Origin of the sequence: Pseudomonas sp. Ps21-P2, from assembly GCF_039672565.1 — a bacterium.
Classification (GTDB): domain Bacteria; phylum Pseudomonadota; class Gammaproteobacteria; order Pseudomonadales; family Pseudomonadaceae; genus Aquipseudomonas.
Window position 1 is genome coordinate 111,362 of the sequence record NZ_JBDFPL010000011.1, and the last position, 18,153, is coordinate 129,514.

Sequence of the window (18,153 nt, forward strand, 5' to 3'; positions counted from 1 at the left end):
ATGGCGACCCACGCTTTCGCGCCGTTGTAGTCATCGCCGCCTATTACAATCATCCCTCCACCTTTGCGGCTCGCTCGTCCCAAGTTTCAAGAACGAAAGCGGCAATGGTGTGTGCTGCATGCACTGCTAACCGAGCGTGTCTAGGTTTTAATCTGTAAGGTCGCTTCACCGGACCATGTGCTGAGCTTCCATGCGTGCGCAGCGCACCGATCCCATTCACTGTGGCCATGATTCCACTAATAATCTCCTGAAGATCGCGCTCCTCTATGATCGATGCATCTAGTCCAAGATCTGCTTTAACGACCTTCCACACTGCTTGAAGGTCCTGCTTGGCTGGCATTGAGAGGTGTGAGTGTTCCTCAATATAAATTTTGAAAATCGTTTCTAATATGTTGCACGCCGCTGATACTGCTTCTCTTGGGCTTGCCACGACATTTTTCAGAGCCCGATCGAATTCAAAATCAATCACTTCTAGGTTCCGAGCCTTAACTAGCTCTGCCAGAGATTTTGTAGCAATACCTTGTCCATGGCTAAGAATTCCGCCAGAGCTATATGAGAAACCAGCTCTGGCCAGCGCGTCCTTGATTTTTTTCACCCTCAACTTATGCGCCTCAACGGCAGCTTCGGGTTGCCAAAAGGAGGCACTGGGTTCCGGGGCATCCAGATATTTTTCGACAATTCGCCCAATAATCGAAAGCGCGCGGTCGCCACTCTCCTTGTTTACTCGTCTCAACCAGTCAAGCGCCTTTACCGGCTTGCTTCCCTCGGGAGGATCGCCAGGTGCTTCTGCGTACATAAATAAGCTATCTAAGCTTGCGTGAGTTTCGGCCTCTGCTACCGCGTCAGCGACCGCAGCGAGTACGAAGGCGGGTACCGGAAACTTATTCATAATCAGAGAACTCGGCCATACAGTGGGTGATCGATTTCTTGCCGCTCCACCTCCAGCGCAGGTACTCGGCTTTGAAATCCTCCGGGGTCAATCTTTGAACCAACATCAAATAATTCTCCGCACTATGTCGCCCAGACGGGCTGGATCACCTGCGCATAGCTTCTTGACCGCTTCCAAACTCTCGATGCCCAATATCTCGCTGATGTGCCGTAAGTCGATGCCGCGGCGTTTCAACTTGACCGCAAGTGTGCGGCGTCCAGACTGTGCGCTGGCCCCCTCGATCCCGGCCATGCTGAACAGGCGTGTATAGAGTCGGCTGAGCTGGTTCGCGCTGTAGTACGTTTTACCGTCACGCTTCTGAGCGCTGATCTTCAACCCCTCGCCAGTGCGACCGGACACGAACAACGGCGAGTCAGGATCAAGTCCACGAAAGGCCATCACTCTGGTTGAAACGCCGTGACCACGCGCGAGGCGTTCGGCAAGGTGCGCGTCTATGGCATTAGTCAACTTCTTGCTGGTCCAGCACAACGGCCTGGAGCGATGGTTGTAGGCGATTTCTGCACGCACCAGGGAGTCGATCAGCACAGTGCCGGATTCTGTCAGGTAGTCGCTCACGCGAAGGCGGCAGATCTCTGTCACGGTCATGCCGGTGCCAAAGCATGTAAGCAGTAGCGCCGCATCACGACCGCCATTCTCCGGGCTGCTCACTTTGGCGACCCGTACAGCGTGTTCTAACTGCTCATCTTCGATAACGATCGCCTTGGGCATACTTCACTCTAAATGCTTATTTGCCATCAATCCTGACATAGTACGTCAACAAATAGGCCGGGGATAGCCCGGCCTGCTCGATGTATCTGGTGTACACGGAAATTTGGGATCCCCGTCCTTCTGCAGCTGCTTTCTCGTGAGTCAGTTGTGGCCTTCCACAGAAGGCCCCCAGACTTCACGCAAAGTCCGGAGGCCTATTTAACGGATATGCCGCTACGCGCAGTGAAGACGCAGCAAGATGCCGAAGGGCTGAGCGCGGCTTGAGTCGATAGCCGTCGGCAGTGGATGACCGCTTTCGACCCAAAGCAGACTGATTATTCGTGCCGGAGACATGCAATCGAGACAACTTTCGCTGGTGGGAGCCGCCGTGTATTATCTGGGCGGGCTGATGCTGCCCGCCGCTCGCTCCTGAAAGGAAAGGTGAAAGCATTTCTTCTCCTCCCAAATCCTGTCGCAACTCTTGAGAATCGAGGTTTGGCAATGCGAGCACCAGAATGCCTCGGTTACAGGAGGAACGATGTTTTCAATCGAACAAGCCAAGCAGATGGCCAAGAGGCTGCGTGCCTCGCTTGAGGCGCGCAATCAAGAGGCGTCTCACTCAACGGCGCTTGAACTGGTAGCACATCAATTGGGCTTCAATGACTGGAACACCGCGTCTGCGATGCTTCCCTATGAGCTGGCCCAACCCGTTATAAGCTTCGACAAAGCCATCCCGATATTGCGGATGTTTGACGAAGCCAAGGCGCGCCAGTTTTACCTTGATTTTCTAGGGTTCAGCGTCGAATTTGAGCACCGATTTGAAGCAGATCTGCCGCTATACCTGGGAATCAGTCGAAACGGCCTGCAACTCCATCTTTCCGAACATCATGGCGATGCGAGCCCGGGATCGACCGTATTTGTTCCGATGCAAAATATCGAACTGCTGCGCGACGAATTGCAGGGCAAACGCTACGGATACGGACGACCAGATATAGTTCAGCAAGACTGGGGGCAAGTGCTGGAAGTCTACGACCCATTCGGCAATCGAATTCGGTTCTGCCAAAGCTGATCATAGTTTGCGGGCTGGGGAAACCCAGTCCGCTTTGGGTCGGTTGAGACCTGTCACAACCGGCTGCAATGGGTCGAAAGCGGCCGGTCGTGGCTGACCGCTTTCGACCCATTGCAGCCGTTATCAGGGCAATGGAAATCTGAAGAGTCACGCGTGTCAAGACCTAGGCCACTGCCAAGCCTCTGGGGTCAGCCCGTCGGATGCACATGGGCAGGGGCAAGACCCACCAGATCGATGTGTGCAGCGTTCGCGTCGGCCACGATCAGGTTCTCGGCGGTGAAAGTCTTCTCGACGTTCTTGTCGATACTGATCTCGAACCGGTGGCTATGTCGTTTAACACGCTGGTTGGGCAGTTCAAGCTTTAGAACCGAGGAAAAAATTCAGCCAAACAGTTGTAGGTGCCAGCCTTCTTTCCCAGCCTTGCCTGAATAGAGCAGTGGACGGCACGCAACAAAGCGTACGGACGTTCCACTTCGCTATCTCAGCTGTGGGGAGTGAGCTTGTGACAAAGCTCCCGCAGCTGATCAAGGCCGTACGGCTTTTGTAGCCAATACACGTGATCACCGTCCAAGCTATCAGCAGCGGCATGGAACCCGGATGCCACAACCACAGGCATCAGTGGTAGCAGCGCGTGTACGTTGAGGGCTAGCTGAATCCCATCGATCGTCCCTGGCATTCTGAGGTTGGTAATCAGCAAATCGGCGTTAAAGCCGTAGCTCTGAATGTGATTCCAGGCTGAATCAGCTTCGCAAAACGCCTGGACCTCATGCCCGTCCATTTCCAAGACATCGGTCATGATCGTCTGGCTCTTGCAATCATCGACGACATCGCTGCAATCCTCATCATCGGGCAGAGCAAGAACTCCCACGGCGAACGCGATATCGGTTGCGGTCGGGACCGCCCAACCGTGTGCAGACGCCGTACCCATGTTGTAAGCAAGGTAGATTCCTGCTGGGACTAGCACACCACCCAGTGCCGCACCTAACGGGAGCGTTGCCAGCTTTGCGTTCGACAGAGCGCCGTCTTGGATCTCTTGACGAATCTCCATTCCGACCACGAGAAAGAAGATGGTCATTAAGCCGTCATTGACCAAGAAGTGCAGCGACTGACCCACGCTAAAGGATCCGATGGTGATGGCGACTGGGGTGTGCCAGAAGGTTTCATAGGAAAGGCTGGGCGAGCTGTTGGCCCAGAGCAGTGCAGCGATAGCGGCGAGTACAAGAACGACGCCACTGAGGGCTTCGATATGACTGAATCGCTCGACCGCAGCCAATGCTCGGCTGGTGAGGATTTGCGGCCGGGGGATAACAGTCGATGCGGGCGTATTTGGCGCAGGCACGGGTATTCCTCACCGGCGGCCCGACCGATATTGGAATTTAACTTGCGGATCAGCACATCGCTTTACGCACCCAGGTGAATTGTACGCACGGGCTAAGGGCTATCGCAAAGTTTAGAGGATTCCTGCTTCCTGATTCCTGCAGGAACTTGAGACAATGCAGGTCGGCCATCCGGCTGCATGCTTCTCAACGCACAGGTACACCATGGCGCTTAATTCTGATCGCCGGATTACACAAGGTCCTTGGAACGCTCGTTACAGCCAGGATCTGATTGAACACCTTCCCGTCGGGCTCTATATCTGCGATCGAAATGCCGTCGTTGTTGCTTACAACCTCAAAGCAGCAGAGATCTGGGGAGAGACCCCAGTCAAGGGTGATCCCGAGGTGAAGTTCTGCGGCGCTCACAGACTTTATGCAGGTGACGGCACCTACCTGCCCCATGACCAGACGCCAATGGTGCAGGTTCTGGCCACAGGTGAGCCCGCACTGAATGTCGATGTGATCGTTGAGCGGCGTGACGGTAGCCGTCGCAACGTTATTGCAAACGTCACGCCTCTTTTTGACGAAGGTGGAGACCAGATCGGCTTCGTTAATTGCGTGCAGGACGTCACCTTCCTTAGGCAGCGTGAGGAAGAGAGGGTCCAGATGATCAGCGATCGGTTTCAGGCTCAGAAGATGGAAATCGTAGGCCAGCTCACCACGGGCATCGCGCATGACTTCAACAACATGCTGACGGCCGTAACGGGCTCGGCAAGTCTCGCTGAGCATTACCTTAAAAACGATAAGCCCGACCATGCAAAGAAGCATCTGGCCAATGCACTGCGCGCGTCCCAGACCGCGAGTGCGATGACAGCCCGGCTTATGGCTTTTTCCAGACGGCACAAGCTGGGTTCAGAAGTGATCAATGTGAATCCGTTAATCACTTCGCTAATTGAGCTTGGTCGTGGAAGCTTGGGATCAAAGGTCTTATATGAGACTGAGTTGGCGTCCAACCTTTGGCTGACGAAGGTCGATCCACACCAACTGGAAAGCGCCGTATTCAATCTGATGGTCAACGCCCGGGATGCGATGCCAGCAGGGGGCACCATTTCGATTCGCACCTCCAATGTAGATGTCAGTGAACAGATGGCTGCCAAGGGCTCCCTACTGGTAACCGGTCAATCGTGTGTGCGAATTCAGGTGTCTGACACGGGCACCGGAATGCCTGTGGCGCTTATCGAGCGGATCTTCGAACCCTTCTTTACAACCAAAGAAGAGGGAAAAGGCACAGGTCTCGGCCTGACGATGGTCTACGGGTATGTCATCCAGGCGGGAGGATGCCTTACGGTTGAGAGCCAGGAAGGCCACGGCACAACTTTTTCGCTGTTCATGCCGAGAGACGTTCTTCCAGAGGTCGACGCGGTCATCTGAGACAGAGCAGGTTTGCCCGCAATCAATCAGGCTAGCTGGCTAGGCTGGCCTTACTTGCCGGTGTAAGAAATACGTTATCACCAATTATTGCCGTTTATCGGTTTCGAAGGCGGTTGCTGCATTTGATGCTGATTCCGTGACTGAAGCCATGGCCAATGATCACGAACGAGCCGAGTACGAGAACGCTATGCAGGAACTGACGAAAGCCCATCGGAATGATCAGCGTCGGCTCACGTCGGTCGAATTTCAGACGCTGGCCAAGGTTCCGGCCGCGGTCGAGTGGTTTGCCAACCTGGACAACCCTCGAACACGACGTGCCTACCAAAATGACCTGGAGGACTTCTGTGGTTTTGTCGGATTGGCTTCGGCCGATGAATTTCGCGTCGTGACCCGATCACATGTTTTGGCCTGGCGCGCCCAGCTCGAGCATCGCGGTTTGGCCGGAGCCACGATCCGGCGCAAATTGGCGGCGCTGGCCAGCCTCTTTGATCACCTCCTGGAAAGCAATGCGATCGCCGGCGGCAATCCCGTGCACGGGTAAAACGACCGAAGATTGAAAGCAACGAAGGCAAGACACCGGCACTGGGTGATCACCAGGCCAAAGCGCTGCTCGAGGCGCCGGATGAAACGACCCTTAAAGGGCTGCGCGATCGGGCGCTATTGGCGGTTCTTCTTTATCACGGGCTGCGCCGCGAAGAAGCGGCGCTGCTGCAGGTGAGCGACATCCAAGACCGCCGCGGGATTCAGCATTTGAAGGTGCATGGCAAGGGCGGCAAGGTGCGATACCTGCCGTTGCATCCGGTCGCGGCCGGCCGCATTCACCAGTACCTAGAAAGCTCAGGGCATCATCTGGTGGACAGGAAGGTGCCGCTGTTCATACCGTTGCGGGGCAAGCTAACAGGTGCCGGCATCACGGCCAACGGCATCTATACGGTGGTCGCAGCCCACGCGAAAAAGGCCGGCATTGAGGTCGACGGCTTGGGGGTCCATGGACTCAGAGCAACTGCAGCCACCAATGCCCTGGAGCACGAAGCCGACATCGCCAAGGTCCAGGCTTGGCTCGGACATGCCAATATCAGCACGACCAAGATCTATGATCGGCGAGAGAACCGGCCGGAGGATTCACCGACCTACAAGGTTAAATACTAACGGCAACTAGGGAACCGGCAATGTCGAGACGGCGATTCGTACGCCAATAGGGATAAATTTATAAATCGCATTGATCTAATTGCGGTTTTTAGAATGATCGGTAAGTATCACAGTTCATCACTGCAAGAAGAAGAATCAACATCTCGAAAGGCGAATTTTTGGGCAATATACCTAGCGGAGTTTTCAATGTATGGAAACACCGTGCTTTCGTTGATACTAAGCTGATCAAGCTCTCGTAAAATATCCTTTTTATTCGTCACTGCGATACGCTTGACAGAAATATCAGGTGTGCCGTCCTCATCTAAAAAAGCCTCATCCCCGAAAAGTAAAAATGCACCTGACTGAAAAGCGATCCTGCTATTGGTGTGCTTACCTTTCACACAAATAACAGACCGGAGGTGGCGGGGCTCCAATCGCCCTTCAAAGAAGGGCTTCTCCTCCTTTATGAAATGCAGTAATTGCTTTATTGGCTTCTGCCTGTTGAACTTCCTAATATCATTACTGCTGAAATCTATAGCGTCTCTTGACTCCATTGAAACTCGCGTTAGGTTAGCGATACAGCTAGCCGTGTCGGAGTCAAAATATTTTATCTGGCCTTGTTCCATGGTCAACACGATTACCTCGCCTTCCACATCGGGATTGCTTTTGCAAGCAAAATACAATCCAATAAGTGGATTAGACGTGATATCTAACAATCTAGAGGGCAGTGAATAGTGCTGCATCCGTACAAGACGGTCGAGTGTGTAAACATCGCCGCTAAAGTCCACAGAATTAGAGACAAGGAGTTCGCGATACATCCGATCCTCGACATCCCGGTAGATAAAATTGCCACGCTCATCTTTTCGGAAAATCGATGGCTCAAGTCGGTATTTTTTGCTGTTTGAATGACCTCGATAAAAGACTGATCGACCGCCATGATTGAGATGGAGTACGTGCTCAATGAAAGCACCTACGCTGTCAGCGCGAAATTCTGGCCTGGAAACAGGCGGTAGGTCAGCTTTCGTGATTTTTGAGTACTCTGAATTCCCTGGAATAAGATTTGCGTATCGTAACACCTCGAAGAGATCTTGATCTTTTATCGCCCAGTGTGTGCGATTGATCTCCCAGTCTCTAATATCTAGAGCGTCCTGAAGCGGTTCAATGAGCGCGAAGCCTATAGGCGGTATACTTTCATCAATCAAGGGTTGGACATACATCGTTCTTCCATTGTCACGCAATTTGACTGTGAGCCGTCCCACACGTACTGACTCTCGAACGCCTTCGTAAGCAAATAGGCACGGCAGTTCCATTAGAGCTTTTAGCTGCGGTTCCTTGAGTTCTTGGAAGCTCGCAGCGATGTCATCACTCGTGTATTCAAGGAACCGGCTTCTGTCGTATAAATAGCCAGGTGATTCCCAAGCGCCTTTTCGAGCCGTTACTAGAAGGTTAAACATATGCTAGAAATTCCCATGAGGACGCCGGTGGAGCCATCTGTAAGATCGCATTCAGGCTCGTTTGGCAGTGCTGATACGCCCAATTCTGTGCTCCCATGCCAAGGAACGCGCGGTGCGTTTGATCGCAACTGATTCATGGACGGCTGGCTAACTGTTCAAGCCCCGTGAGTTGGACAACCGGTAACGTGTCCCATCCAAATCGCGGCAGAACTTTGTCCTCTACCATTTGCCTGATTAACTCTTTGAATTGAGTGCTGTCTATATTTCCTAGAAGTGGCTTGATCCGCTGGTAGTAACGGTCGGAAGAAGCTCTAACAAATATTTCAAAAGTTTCTGCAAAGTGTCCCACATAGACAGCAGTATCAGGCCACCACCTAGCCGAAGGACTATCAAACCCTTTTACCAAATTTATGTGGTTGCGAATATAGAGCAAAAAGTCAGCCTGCATTAGATCGCGAAAAGAGATTCCAGAGACTCCGGATCGTTCGTTTAGAATCGTTGCAGTCAGGCTGGTTTTGCCCATTTGCTGGGCCTTATTCTTATACTCCAAGGAATTAATAGCCCAGCAGAGCACGCTGAAGTCGCAAAGACTGTTCTGGAACCGCGAATTACCGTCCTTTACGAAAAAATTATTGGACAGGATCTGGTCTAGATCTATGAATTTTTCCTGCATAATAAAAGCCGCAACCAGATGCAGGTAAAGCTCTCTAGCTAGAAACTTAAAGTTATCGGCATCCCAATCGTGGTAGGTACTCTGAGTGGGAGGAAACATGTATGGAATTAGATTTTCGAAAAAACGGTGAACATTCTTAGCGGCTGTCTCATTTGGGGCGTACTTCGCGAGAGCTGAGAAGAGTTGCGCCGCTTCATTCCTGTATGGAAGCAACATAGCAAGACTGTCAGAGGTTAGATCCGCCTTGTTCTCAATATCACCCCCTGCATATGTAACCCTGAATTCCGATAGCCCTTCAATAAACCGACTAAAAAACTCTTCTACAGCGCCGTCAGCATAGTTCTTACCGTCACGCAGCGCGCTTATTGCTCGGTTAAATGCAACAGTAGTACCCAATGAAGGTGTATTAGGGGCGGTGATATAAGATGGCGGCTTTCCTAAGTTAGGTCTTCTATGAGCAGGCTGCCCGAAAACGAACCTAACAAGCTTTTCGAAGCTTTCACTTTTCTGGGCAGCATTACTAAAATCTAGATAAAAGCTAGACGTAAGATAGGTAGGTAAAAATGCCTTGCCAAACTCATCTCTCTGAGTAACTACTGCAACAAATCTCTCTTGGCGTGCGTTGGAATAAACAATCGGTGAAATAATTTGAGTTTCGGTAGATACCCCGCTAGATCCCAATTCATTGGCTTTGCGAGAATATACCTCATCGCAGACCACTAAAACTTTATCTATAGTAGGGTCGTTAACCATCTGCTGCATGAAAGCGAAGGCATTGTGTCCCGGCTTTAAATCCCATTTATCCAGTACTACCTTGATCCCAGCCTGAATCAGCTCTGTAGCAAGTTCTTCTACCCATTGCTCGTGTTCTTCCGAGGACCAACTGTAAGAAATAAAGACCTTGGGGGTTATCGTGGAATTCACGGCGACATCCTTTTCTTTTTTAGGGATTACAACTGGGAACGGTAAGTTGCTACAGATAGACGCCTCAAAAGCTTCGTCTAAACGATGCATTTCCTCAAGCTTTTTTCGATGTGTTTCTGCTATTGCTCTGGCCCCGCTGTTGGCCCAGCCTCCTGACCAGTCCAATTGTTGGTTGGAGTAGGGACGGCTCACATAGGTCGAGTGGCGAGATTTGGCCCAGGTACCCTCGCAGTCCAGTGGTTTGCAAACATGACAACCCTCGGACACAACGAGTCTGCGAAAATGACCTAGAGACTTTTGGGGTTTTGCGGGTTTTGCATCAGCCGATGAATTTCATGTGTTGACCTGATCGCAAGTCCTCGCCTGGCACGCCCAGCTCGAGCATCGCGGCTTGCCAACCGCCAAGAACCCGCAGCCTGCTGCGATCTCCCCTGCTGTTTTATGGCTGTCCAGAGAAGCACTAGCCGAAAGGGCCTCAGAATTTAACGTAAAGTCCGTTCTCCGCGGCTAGTAACTGGCAAAGGCCTTGAGGTCGAGCGGCTGCTTTGGGTCGATAGCGGACGGTCAGTGCAGCGTCAAACCTCTCAAAAAGAAAACTCGATGGTCACAGCCGTTAAGAACACCGTCACCGCTGTCTTCCCGGCCAGCGAAATGAAACGCGGGAAATAAGCCAATCCCATGCTAATAGTGCAGCTCAACACCGCGAATGTGCAGAACCACATGACCCATGATCGGCCATCTGGCGCACTCGCTATACAAAAGAGTAACGATCCCGCAATGCCAGTGAACCCCAACCAACGCAACGCCCGCTGGCTGGGCCATATCGGTCGGTTGTTAAAGACGTCACGGTAGTGTCTGTTTAGCGACAGGCACAAGGCCGTCAGGGCCGCGTATAGCAAAGCGCTCCATGTCAGCAGGCTCATGAATGCCTCTCGCTTCGGGGGGGCCTTGAACCCGGCGCACGAGTTTGCGGTATGCACTGCTGCGCTGGTTGGTAGAGCCGCCAGGCCACAACCGCAAAACTCATTCCCAGCAGTCCGCAGACCAGGTTCAGCCCGTTTATTGGATTGGGACCTGTGAGGATATCGAGCACAGGTAAACCACCACACGTCAACGCACACAGCATTGCCTGCTCTCGCCAGGCATGTTGGGTCAACCGCATTTGAGCGTGCAGTAGCGTTAGCAGCCAGGTGCAGAAAAAGGCCTGTATTTCACGAATATCCCGAGCGGGCATATCGCCGGGCAGTAGCCGGTTGGCCCAGAGAAACGCAGCCATCGCCGTGGGCAGTCCGAGCATTGCCGCGATGTTCAGGCCTTCAATATGCCGATAGACCCCACGCCTTGAATTGCCTCTGCGTTTGACCACCCACAGCTGCAGCCCTGTGGCAATCATCGCGCAGCCGCCCAGCCCACTGAGAAATAACAACACACGCAACAGCGGATCGGCGAAATGCGCCAAGTGCAGCCCGTACATCACACCGTAGAAAGCCTTGACGGGCCCCGTTGACGGATTCGTGCCGACCCACTCACCACCCACGCCGTCCAGCACCAGCCGTTGCGGCTGCGATGAGACGTGATCCAGGGTGTCCCTGAACAGCTCGACGCGGGCATTGACGGCTCCCGGCGCAGTGATCGACACACGAGCAATATGCTCTTGACCCCAATGCTGCCGGGCTTGCTGAATGAGGGTTTCGGGCGAGGCCAAAACGGCCCTCCCGAGCGCCGGCACCTGCGGCGCACTGAAGTCGCGAATGTCACGAAAGAACGCTGCGCGATCGGGGCCATAGACCAGATCGACGCCCCACGGGATGTACATGAACATCAAGGTGATCAGCCCGGTGTAGGTGATCACTGCATGGAACGGCAGCGCTAACACACTCAAAGTATTGTGCGCATCGAGCCAAGAGCGCTGGCCCTTGCCTGGCCTGAAGGTGAAGAAGTCCTTGAAGATGCGCCGATGGATAATCACGCCACTGACGATGGCGATGAGCATGGCCATGCTGGCAACGCCAACGATCCAGCGGCCGATCTGCGACGGCAGGCTGAGCTGAAAATGAAACCCGTAAAAGAAGTCTCCGCCAAAGGTTTTGCGCGGGGTTAGCGTCTGCGCGGAGGCTGGATCAAGCCACTCGCTGTTGTAACGCCGCTCCCCTGCACCTTGCCACATGACCTGAGTCACAGGCAGACGCGTCGTGGGCAGATCAATCAGCCAGGAAGCGGCATCCGGCGCACACTGCTCCAACCAGTCCATCGCTTGTTTGAGTGAAGCGGCCTCGCTGATCGGCGCCGAGGGCCGAATTTCCGGGTGCATCCAGGCGGTGATTTCACTGCGGTAATAGCTGGCAGTGCCGGTCATGAAAATAGCCAGCAACAGCCAGCCGACAACCAGCCCCGACCAGGTGTGCAGCCAAGCCATGCTTTGACGCAATCCTTCTTTCATCACGCATCACCGGGCAGGGAGACGGCGGACAACCACCCATAGACGCCCCCGAGCAGCAACATCGCGGCAAGCAGCCCCAGCCAGGCGCGCCTGGCCGAGCGTGCCGCGAAAACCCATATGGCTGCAAGGCACAGAATCAGGAAGGCAGGCAACGTCGCTGCCAACACGGTCTCGGCGCGAGGCTGTAACACGACAAGGGGCAACCCGATGGCCAGGCAGGCGGTGAACAGCGCGGTGACGGCGTACCCGCCTATCACCGCTGCGAGGATTCTTGAGAATACCCCTAACCTATAGCGAACGGACAGCTGGGGCCTGCCATGCCTCACCACTGGTAGCTCACAGAGCCGATGACACTGCGCTCGTCGCCGTAGCGGCACGAGGTATTGCACGACAGGTACGACTCATTGGTCAGGTTCTGGGCCTTGGCAGTCAACTGCCAATGGTCGTCGATGTCATAGCTGACCCGTGCATCAAAGCGGGTGTAGGCCGGGATCTTGCGATCAGTGACGGTCGGTGTGGTGCGGGTGGTACCGGTGTACAATGCGCCCACGCCGATCTTGACCTGCGGCAGACCGAACGCAGCCAGACGATAGTCCGTCCAGAGCGAGGCGTTGTGGTAAGGCACCCCTTCAAGGCGTTTGCCAATGTTGGTGACGACGTTATCTTCCAAGACATGCGCGTCGGTATAGCTGTAGCTGGCCGTCATGCTCACGGTGTCAGTCAGGTCGGTCTTGGCTTCGAGTTCCAGCCCCTTGGAGCGGCTTTTGCCATACTGCTCGTACTGCGCGGTCAGGGCGTTGTAGGTGATCGCGTTGGTCTGTGTCAGCTCGTAGACCGCCGCGCTGAGCACCGTGTTGCTGCCCGGTGGCTGGTAGCGAATGCCGACCTCGTATTGCTCGCCTTCGATCGGGTCGAACGTCCCCGCGACGCCAGGGTTGGCAACATCGGCCGGCTGGAACGACTGGCTATAGCTGACATAGGGCGCTACGCCGTTATCGAACAGGTACAACAGCGCGATACGGCCGGTAGGTTTCTGGTCACTGCGTGGCGTACGGTCGCCATTGACGAAGGAATAATTACGGCTTTCTGCCCAGTCCTGGCGACCACCCAACAGAAACACCCAATGATCGTCAAAGGTGATCTGGTCTTGAAGGTAGAGACCCACCTGACGGCTGTGGATATCCCACCCGGATTCGGGTGCGGTGTTCGCCCCTACCCCGGTGTAGGCAAAGGTCGAGAGGTTCAGGCGGGGAGCAAGTTGCGCCACTGTGGCGCTGATGTGGCGATGGGTGTCGTAGGTCTTGTGGTAGTAGTCCACACCCGCCAGTAGTGTGTGGCGCCAGCGGCCCGCGTCGATCTTCCATTCAACGTTGTTGTCGCTGGTCCAGCCGGTGGAGGTTTCTTCACGTTCGCTGTAACGGCGGTTCAACGTGTTACCGGAAATGCTGAACGGCAACAGGTAGTTCCAGGAAACCCTGGATTGGTAGTAGCGCAGGGCGTGACGTACTTTGAGCGTGTCGCTAAAGCTGTGTTCGAACACGTAGCCCAATGTATCGATGCGGCTGTTGAAATGATCGTAACCGGGCTCGCCCACAAAATCGTCGCGCCCGATCTTGCGTCCAGGGTTTGGACTGTAGGTGGTCATGGCGTAAGTTAGCGGCGGCGTCAGCCCGGTGAGTGCTTCGGTGTGGCTGGCGAGCACAGTGAGAGAGGTATCGTCGTTCGGCTTCCAGGTGAAAGAGGGTGCGATGTAGCGCTTGTCGTCGCGAATGTGGTCTACCTGCGTGTCAGCGTCGCGCCACAGGCCGTCGAGCCGATAGGAGAATTCACCCTGTTCATCCAGCGGGCCGGCCAGGTCGAAGGTGTACTGCTTGCGATCATGGCTACCGTATTCGACGCCGACCCGATGCAACGGGGTATCGGTGGGCCGCTTGCTTACGGCGTTGATCATGCCTCCCGGCGACAGCTGCCCGTACAGCACAGACGAAGCGCCCTTGAGCACTTCGGCGCGCTCCAAACCAAACGGCTCGATGCCGCCATCGTAGACGCTGGACTGCAATTTCATGCCGTCGAGCAGAATACCGCCAGTCCCGGAGCCAACGTTGAAACCGCGCAAGGTGTAATCGTCCGCCACCCGGCTGAAACCATTGGGCTGGCTTACAAACCCTGGCGTGTAGCCCAAGGCATCTGCCAAGGTGTCACTCTTGCGGTCGTCCATTTCGGCGCGGGTAACTACGGAAATCGATTGCGGCGTCTCAATCAGTGGCGTGTCGGTCTTGGTCGCACTGGCGGCACGTTTGGCCACATAGCCATAGACCGGACCGTAAGCCGATTCCTGATCGGACACTGCATCGATGTTCGACACACCTAACATCAGCGCACCGGTTTCCGGCTGCACGCTCAGCGCGCCGCTGCCACTAATCAAAAGCGACAGTCCGCTGCCCTGCAGTGCCTGCTCGACGGCCTGCTCTGCTGTCAGTTGGCCGGAAACTCCATGGGCCTGTCGCCCTCTGACGTCATCCGGCAGGAACACCACCTGACGACCACTGCGCTGACCGATCGCGATCAGCGTCGCCTCCAGAGGACCTGCGAGCAAGGCGTACATCTGGCGTCCCGCCGCGCTGACCGGCTCTGCAGCAAAAATGATGTTTACAGGCGTAACGACAATGCTGACAGCAATGGCCAAAGGGCAAAGGAACTGAGGACGCATGGGTGAATGACTCTCCGGTGTCAGGACAGAACAGCTGCAAACGGCGCAGCACTGTCTTGCTTGTGCGATGAGCCAGCGAAATATTAAGAGCCTATTGAAAAATTTTTTCTTGCGGACCTCAGCTCAGGGACACACGGGTCCAGACCCCCAGGAAATGCTCGACCCGCAGCGGCAACACATCAGCCATTGCAGCCAGCGCCTGTTCACTTTGATCGAGGCTGAACACGCCGGAGATTTTCAGTCGCGCAGCTTTGGGGCTGAGGGTCAACACGCCTCGGTGATAAGGTCGCAACGCCTCGATGACCGTTGCCAGCGTCTGGTCGTGAGACTCCAGCATGCCCTGCGACCACGCTGAAGCACTGTTCGCGGACCTGCCGATCGGCTCGATACCTCTGCCGGTCAGCCGTACACCCTGCCCCTCTGCCAACGTCGCACCCGAGCCGTTGATGTGCGTTACCCGCAGGCTTTTCTTCAACGCCCAGATACGAGACTCCCCCGGCAAGAGCATCATCATGCAGCGTCCTTCGGCCATGCTCGCAGTACCCAGGCGAGAACACAGCCGCAGGGCATCCCGCTCGCTGGCCCGAACGTCGGCAATCACACCGCCATCAAGCAATTCAACATCGCGCTTATGTGCCCCGAAACGCAGGTTCACTGCACTTTGCGCGTTGAGCAGCAGAGACGAACCGTCTGGCAGAGCGATGCGTTCACGCTGGGCGGTGCCGGTACTCAAATCTGAGCGCAGTCCCGCCAGCCCCCTCCCCGGGCCGGTCAGACAATAACTGCCAGCTGCCAACCCGCATAGCCCCAACGCCCCTCGCAGAAAGGCACGACGACGAACCAGTCGGTCCTTGGCCAACATTCGGCCCGACACACCGTCAACGCCGGCAAATGTGGTCTGCAACCGAAGCTGCAACTGTTGCCAGGCCTCTTGATGGTGTCGGTCGGCCGCAAGCCACTGCTCGAAAGACAGTTGCTGATGCGCATCGAAAAACCCGGAACGCTGATAGGCCATCCAAGCAATGGCTTCATCCACAGCAGCAGGCAGTACAGCAGTCATAGCCGCGCCTCGAAACAGGCACGCAGCCCCTGGATCACGTACTGATGAACACGCGGCACGGATACCCCCAGCTCGCGGCCGATTTCAAGGTAGGTCATGCCATCGAGCTGGCTGTACAGAAATGCCGCCCGGGCCCGGGACGACAGTCCCTCAAGCATACGATCAATCTCGACCAAGGCTTCGACCGCGAGCGCTTGCTGCTCTGCTGACGGGGCAAACTGCTCAGGCTCGCCAGCCAAAGTCTCCAGATAGGCACGCTCCAGATCGCGGCGGCGCCAACTGGCGTACATCAAGCGCTTGGCAATGGTCGTTAAAAGTGCTCGTGGCTCGCGAATCGAATGTGGATCATCCAGTGCTACCACGTGGGCAAAGGTTTCGGACGCCATGTCCGCGGCATCGCTCGGGCAACCCAATCGCGCCCGCAACCGGTCGAACAACCACCCATGGTGATCGCCGAACAGCTGATGGAGCAGGCTTTGGCGGGCGGTCAACTTGGCGCAAGCGACACTGGAATTGACTGCCATCGAAAAGATCACTAATGGAAATGGTTCTCAATTCTGTCAAACCCACTCTGCTCTCGCAATAAAAGTCACTGGCAGGACAGAAAAAGACCGCCCAGATTGGCGGCGATACCGAGATTTGCTATCGCTTGACGACAATTTCGGACACCACAACAGGAGTTGGTCGGTCCACGCCGTGGACTCTGCCATGAACGCCCGCTAGAAAGAGTACCAAGTGCTAGAGCGGCGAAAGCTTTATCACCAGCAGAACCACCAGTTGGGTGTTTATATCCTCCATGTTGACGCTCTACTTGTAAAATCATGCCAAAAGGCAGCTTGACATAAACGATGGGCACCGCTGGTTAAACCGGTCTGCATCTTGCGTGATTAATTTCCCTGAGCAACGCCTGAGTTGCCGCCGCCTTCGCCACGTTTGAGCACTCGGCGATGGGTGGACGGCACCACATAGACCAGCAAAAATGTCAATCGTGCTGTGCATAAGCCTTATACATCGGTTTGATCACGCGCTCTTGCGTCTTTTTCTGTGTTCGTAGAGGGCCTGCATGCTGTCAATAAAGCGCGATCGCTTATTATGTCATTGCGTTTAGTTGCCGGGCGGATCGTGTCGCCTGTTAAGAGAGGAGAGGCATACCCTAGTGCCGAAATACCCCTTGCGTGTCGATCACCTTGATGGCTAGAGTTGGGCGCCGAAAACCGCAGGTAACGCAATGGAACTGCTCGATATTTACCTCCCGCATTACCATTTTCGTGAGCGTCACGCCCTCGATATTTGCGCTACCGCTGCCCAAGTAATGCGGGCTGTCGAAAGCTACGATAGTACCGAAGATCGACTCGTTCGGGCGATGACCGCGTTGCGCGAGATGCCGCAGCGGTTAATTTGGAAGCTAGGTAATGCTCCCGCTCGCAATCGTCCGCCATTCAGTCTTGAAAACTTTACCAACCTTGGAACCATTCCTGATAAAGCTCTCGCATTAGGTCTGGCAGGGCGCTTCTGGAAGCTAGACTACGGCCAAGAAACCGTCCCGGATGCTGAAACTTTTAAGCATTTCGAACAGCCTGGCGCGGCGCGTCTAGTGCTCGGATTCAGCGCCACTGAACTTGGTGACGGTGTCACCCGTCTTGTGACGGAAACACGCGTGCAGTGCCTTGATGCCGCCGCCCTGCGCCAATTTCGCCTGTATTGGTACCTGATACGCCCCTTCAGCGGGCTGATTCGTAGACGTGCGCTTAAAGCCATCAAACGGGAAGTATGCGGGATTCATCGCTAAAATTCACCGCAACTTCGGAGGTATAGGGAACCGGCACTTCGAAGAATTTATAGCTGCCTTCATTCACTTATAAGATATCGCCGGCCGGCACGGTGCGCGGCTAACTCTTTTTCCTTAGTCGCGATGCTTGAGGCCCACTGAAAGCCTACAGTTGCGGGACTCAATACTTCCCAGCCTGAAAGGCCAGCAAGCCCGGTCCTTCAGGCTGGGACTTTGCCGGACGATCGTCAGCTTGACCTTGTGCGGAGACTCAGCCCGAGGAGGGTTAGAGGGGCTGTGATGAGAAGTGACGATGTTGTAGGCGCCCGTCGGGATAAAATTCTGATCATTGAAGCTGGTTTGCCGAGACCTGGGATTGGGACCCGTGCCCAACGGTGTTGGATTCGAGCGTATGACGCTGGTCATGGACATCCTGGAAGACCTCGGATACATGGCTATCGAGGCAGGTGACAGCGCAGCAGGGCTGAATGTACTCCAGTCAAATGCGCGTATCGATCTGCTGATCAGTGACGTTGGGCTACCG

The 18,153-nt window shown here is 54.9% G+C and carries 12 protein-coding genes and 2 pseudogenes; 4 read left to right on the forward strand and 10 right to left on the reverse strand.

Translation table 11 applies throughout. The annotated features are described in order from the left end of the window. Positions 1-49 precede the first annotated feature (49 nt). Both ABEH28_RS24650 and ABEH28_RS24655 read right to left on the reverse strand, forming a co-directional pair. A complete protein-coding gene (locus ABEH28_RS24650; protein WP_065986025.1) occupies positions 50-889 on the reverse strand; it encodes an abortive infection family protein in 840 nt (279 codons plus the stop codon). A gap of 105 nt (positions 890-994) precedes the next feature. After that, positions 995-1,657, reverse strand: coding sequence for a site-specific integrase (locus ABEH28_RS24655; protein WP_065986024.1), 663 nt, complete (start codon positions 1,655-1,657; stop codon positions 995-997). Between the two features lie 517 nt (positions 1,658-2,174). Here ABEH28_RS24655 and ABEH28_RS24660 point away from each other — a divergent pair. Continuing rightward, positions 2,175-2,705 carry a glyoxalase superfamily protein gene (locus ABEH28_RS24660; protein ID WP_346631336.1) on the forward strand — a complete coding sequence of 177 codons (531 nt, stop codon included), beginning with the start codon at positions 2,175-2,177 and terminating at the stop codon, positions 2,703-2,705. A gap of 481 nt (positions 2,706-3,186) precedes the next feature. Here the strand turns inward: ABEH28_RS24660 and ABEH28_RS24665 are convergent, their stop codons facing one another. Together ABEH28_RS24665 and ABEH28_RS24670 are read right to left on the reverse strand one after the other, a co-directional pair. Next, positions 3,187-3,573 carry a response regulator gene (locus ABEH28_RS24665; RefSeq protein WP_279615244.1) on the reverse strand — a complete coding sequence of 129 codons (387 nt, stop codon included), beginning with the start codon at positions 3,571-3,573 and terminating at the stop codon, positions 3,187-3,189. Beyond that, a pseudogene (locus ABEH28_RS24670) lies at positions 3,556-4,044 on the reverse strand (Na+/H+ antiporter NhaA); the annotation flags it as partial. The gene ABEH28_RS24665 and the pseudogene ABEH28_RS24670, both read right to left, overlap by 18 nt. 202 nt (positions 4,045-4,246) lie before the next feature. Between ABEH28_RS24670 and ABEH28_RS24675 the strand changes: the two are divergent. Together ABEH28_RS24675 and ABEH28_RS24680 are read left to right on the forward strand one after the other, a co-directional pair. Then, entirely contained in the window at positions 4,247-5,452 is a 1,206-nt protein-coding gene (locus ABEH28_RS24675) for an ATP-binding protein (protein ID WP_346631337.1), read from the forward strand. A gap of 187 nt (positions 5,453-5,639) precedes the next feature. Continuing rightward, positions 5,640-6,601 (forward strand): annotated as a pseudogene (locus tag ABEH28_RS24680) (tyrosine-type recombinase/integrase). 107 nt (positions 6,602-6,708) lie between these two features. On the opposite strand, the gene ABEH28_RS24685 reads toward ABEH28_RS24680, so the two are convergent. The 6 genes from ABEH28_RS24685 to ABEH28_RS24710 all read right to left on the reverse strand — a co-directional run bounded on the left by ABEH28_RS24685 (position 6,709) and on the right by ABEH28_RS24710 (position 16,365). Further along, positions 6,709-8,034, reverse strand: a complete 1,326-nt coding sequence (locus ABEH28_RS24685) for an FRG domain-containing protein (protein WP_346631338.1) — start codon at positions 8,032-8,034, stop codon at positions 6,709-6,711. Between the two features lie 133 nt (positions 8,035-8,167). Next, positions 8,168-9,823 carry a toll/interleukin-1 receptor domain-containing protein gene (locus tag ABEH28_RS24690; RefSeq protein ID WP_346631339.1) on the reverse strand — a complete coding sequence of 552 codons (1,656 nt, stop codon included), beginning with the start codon at positions 9,821-9,823 and terminating at the stop codon, positions 8,168-8,170. A gap of 727 nt (positions 9,824-10,550) precedes the next feature. After that, positions 10,551-12,071, reverse strand: coding sequence for a PepSY-associated TM helix domain-containing protein (locus ABEH28_RS24695; RefSeq protein WP_065986074.1), 1,521 nt, complete (start codon positions 12,069-12,071; stop codon positions 10,551-10,553). Between the two features lie 322 nt (positions 12,072-12,393). After that, positions 12,394-14,781: a TonB-dependent siderophore receptor gene (locus ABEH28_RS24700; RefSeq protein ID WP_083232969.1), complete on the reverse strand. Its 2,388-nt coding sequence runs from the start codon at positions 14,779-14,781 to the stop codon at positions 12,394-12,396. A 118-nt stretch (positions 14,782-14,899) separates the two neighbouring features. Then, entirely contained in the window at positions 14,900-15,841 is a 942-nt protein-coding gene (locus tag ABEH28_RS24705; protein WP_065986075.1) for a FecR domain-containing protein, read from the reverse strand. Beyond that, entirely contained in the window at positions 15,838-16,365 is a 528-nt protein-coding gene (locus ABEH28_RS24710; protein ID WP_065986076.1) for a sigma-70 family RNA polymerase sigma factor, read from the reverse strand. Before ABEH28_RS24710 ends, ABEH28_RS24705 begins: the two co-directional genes overlap by 4 nt. Positions 16,366-17,069: 704 nt before the next feature. Between ABEH28_RS24710 and ABEH28_RS24715 the strand changes: the two genes are divergently transcribed. Further along, positions 17,070-17,630: a DUF2867 domain-containing protein gene (locus tag ABEH28_RS24715; protein WP_065986077.1), complete on the forward strand. Its 561-nt coding sequence runs from the start codon at positions 17,070-17,072 to the stop codon at positions 17,628-17,630. The last annotated feature ends 523 nt before the right edge of the window (positions 17,631-18,153 follow it).

What these genes read in the sequence shown, in the direction of transcription:
- ABEH28_RS24650 (WP_065986025.1), bottom strand. Translation starts at nt 889, where the DNA reads ATGAATAAGTTTCCGGTACCCGCCTTCGTACTCGCTGCGGTCGCTGAC.
- ABEH28_RS24655 (WP_065986024.1), bottom strand. Translation starts at nt 1,657, where the DNA reads ATGCCCAAGGCGATCGTTATCGAAGATGAGCAGTTAGAACACGCTGTA.
- ABEH28_RS24660 (WP_346631336.1), top strand. Translation starts at nt 2,175, where the DNA reads ATGTTTTCAATCGAACAAGCCAAGCAGATGGCCAAGAGGCTGCGTGCC.
- ABEH28_RS24675 (WP_346631337.1), top strand. Translation starts at nt 4,247, where the DNA reads ATGGCGCTTAATTCTGATCGCCGGATTACACAAGGTCCTTGGAACGCT.
- ABEH28_RS24685 (WP_346631338.1), bottom strand. Translation starts at nt 8,034, where the DNA reads ATGTTTAACCTTCTAGTAACGGCTCGAAAAGGCGCTTGGGAATCACCT.
- ABEH28_RS24695 (WP_065986074.1), bottom strand. Translation starts at nt 12,071, where the DNA reads ATGAAAGAAGGATTGCGTCAAAGCATGGCTTGGCTGCACACCTGGTCG.
- ABEH28_RS24700 (WP_083232969.1), bottom strand. Translation starts at nt 14,781, where the DNA reads ATGCGTCCTCAGTTCCTTTGCCCTTTGGCCATTGCTGTCAGCATTGTC.
- ABEH28_RS24705 (WP_065986075.1), bottom strand. Translation starts at nt 15,841, where the DNA reads ATGACTGCTGTACTGCCTGCTGCTGTGGATGAAGCCATTGCTTGGATG.
- ABEH28_RS24710 (WP_065986076.1), bottom strand. Translation starts at nt 16,365, where the DNA reads ATGGCAGTCAATTCCAGTGTCGCTTGCGCCAAGTTGACCGCCCGCCAA.
- ABEH28_RS24715 (WP_065986077.1), top strand. Translation starts at nt 17,070, where the DNA reads ATGGAACTGCTCGATATTTACCTCCCGCATTACCATTTTCGTGAGCGT.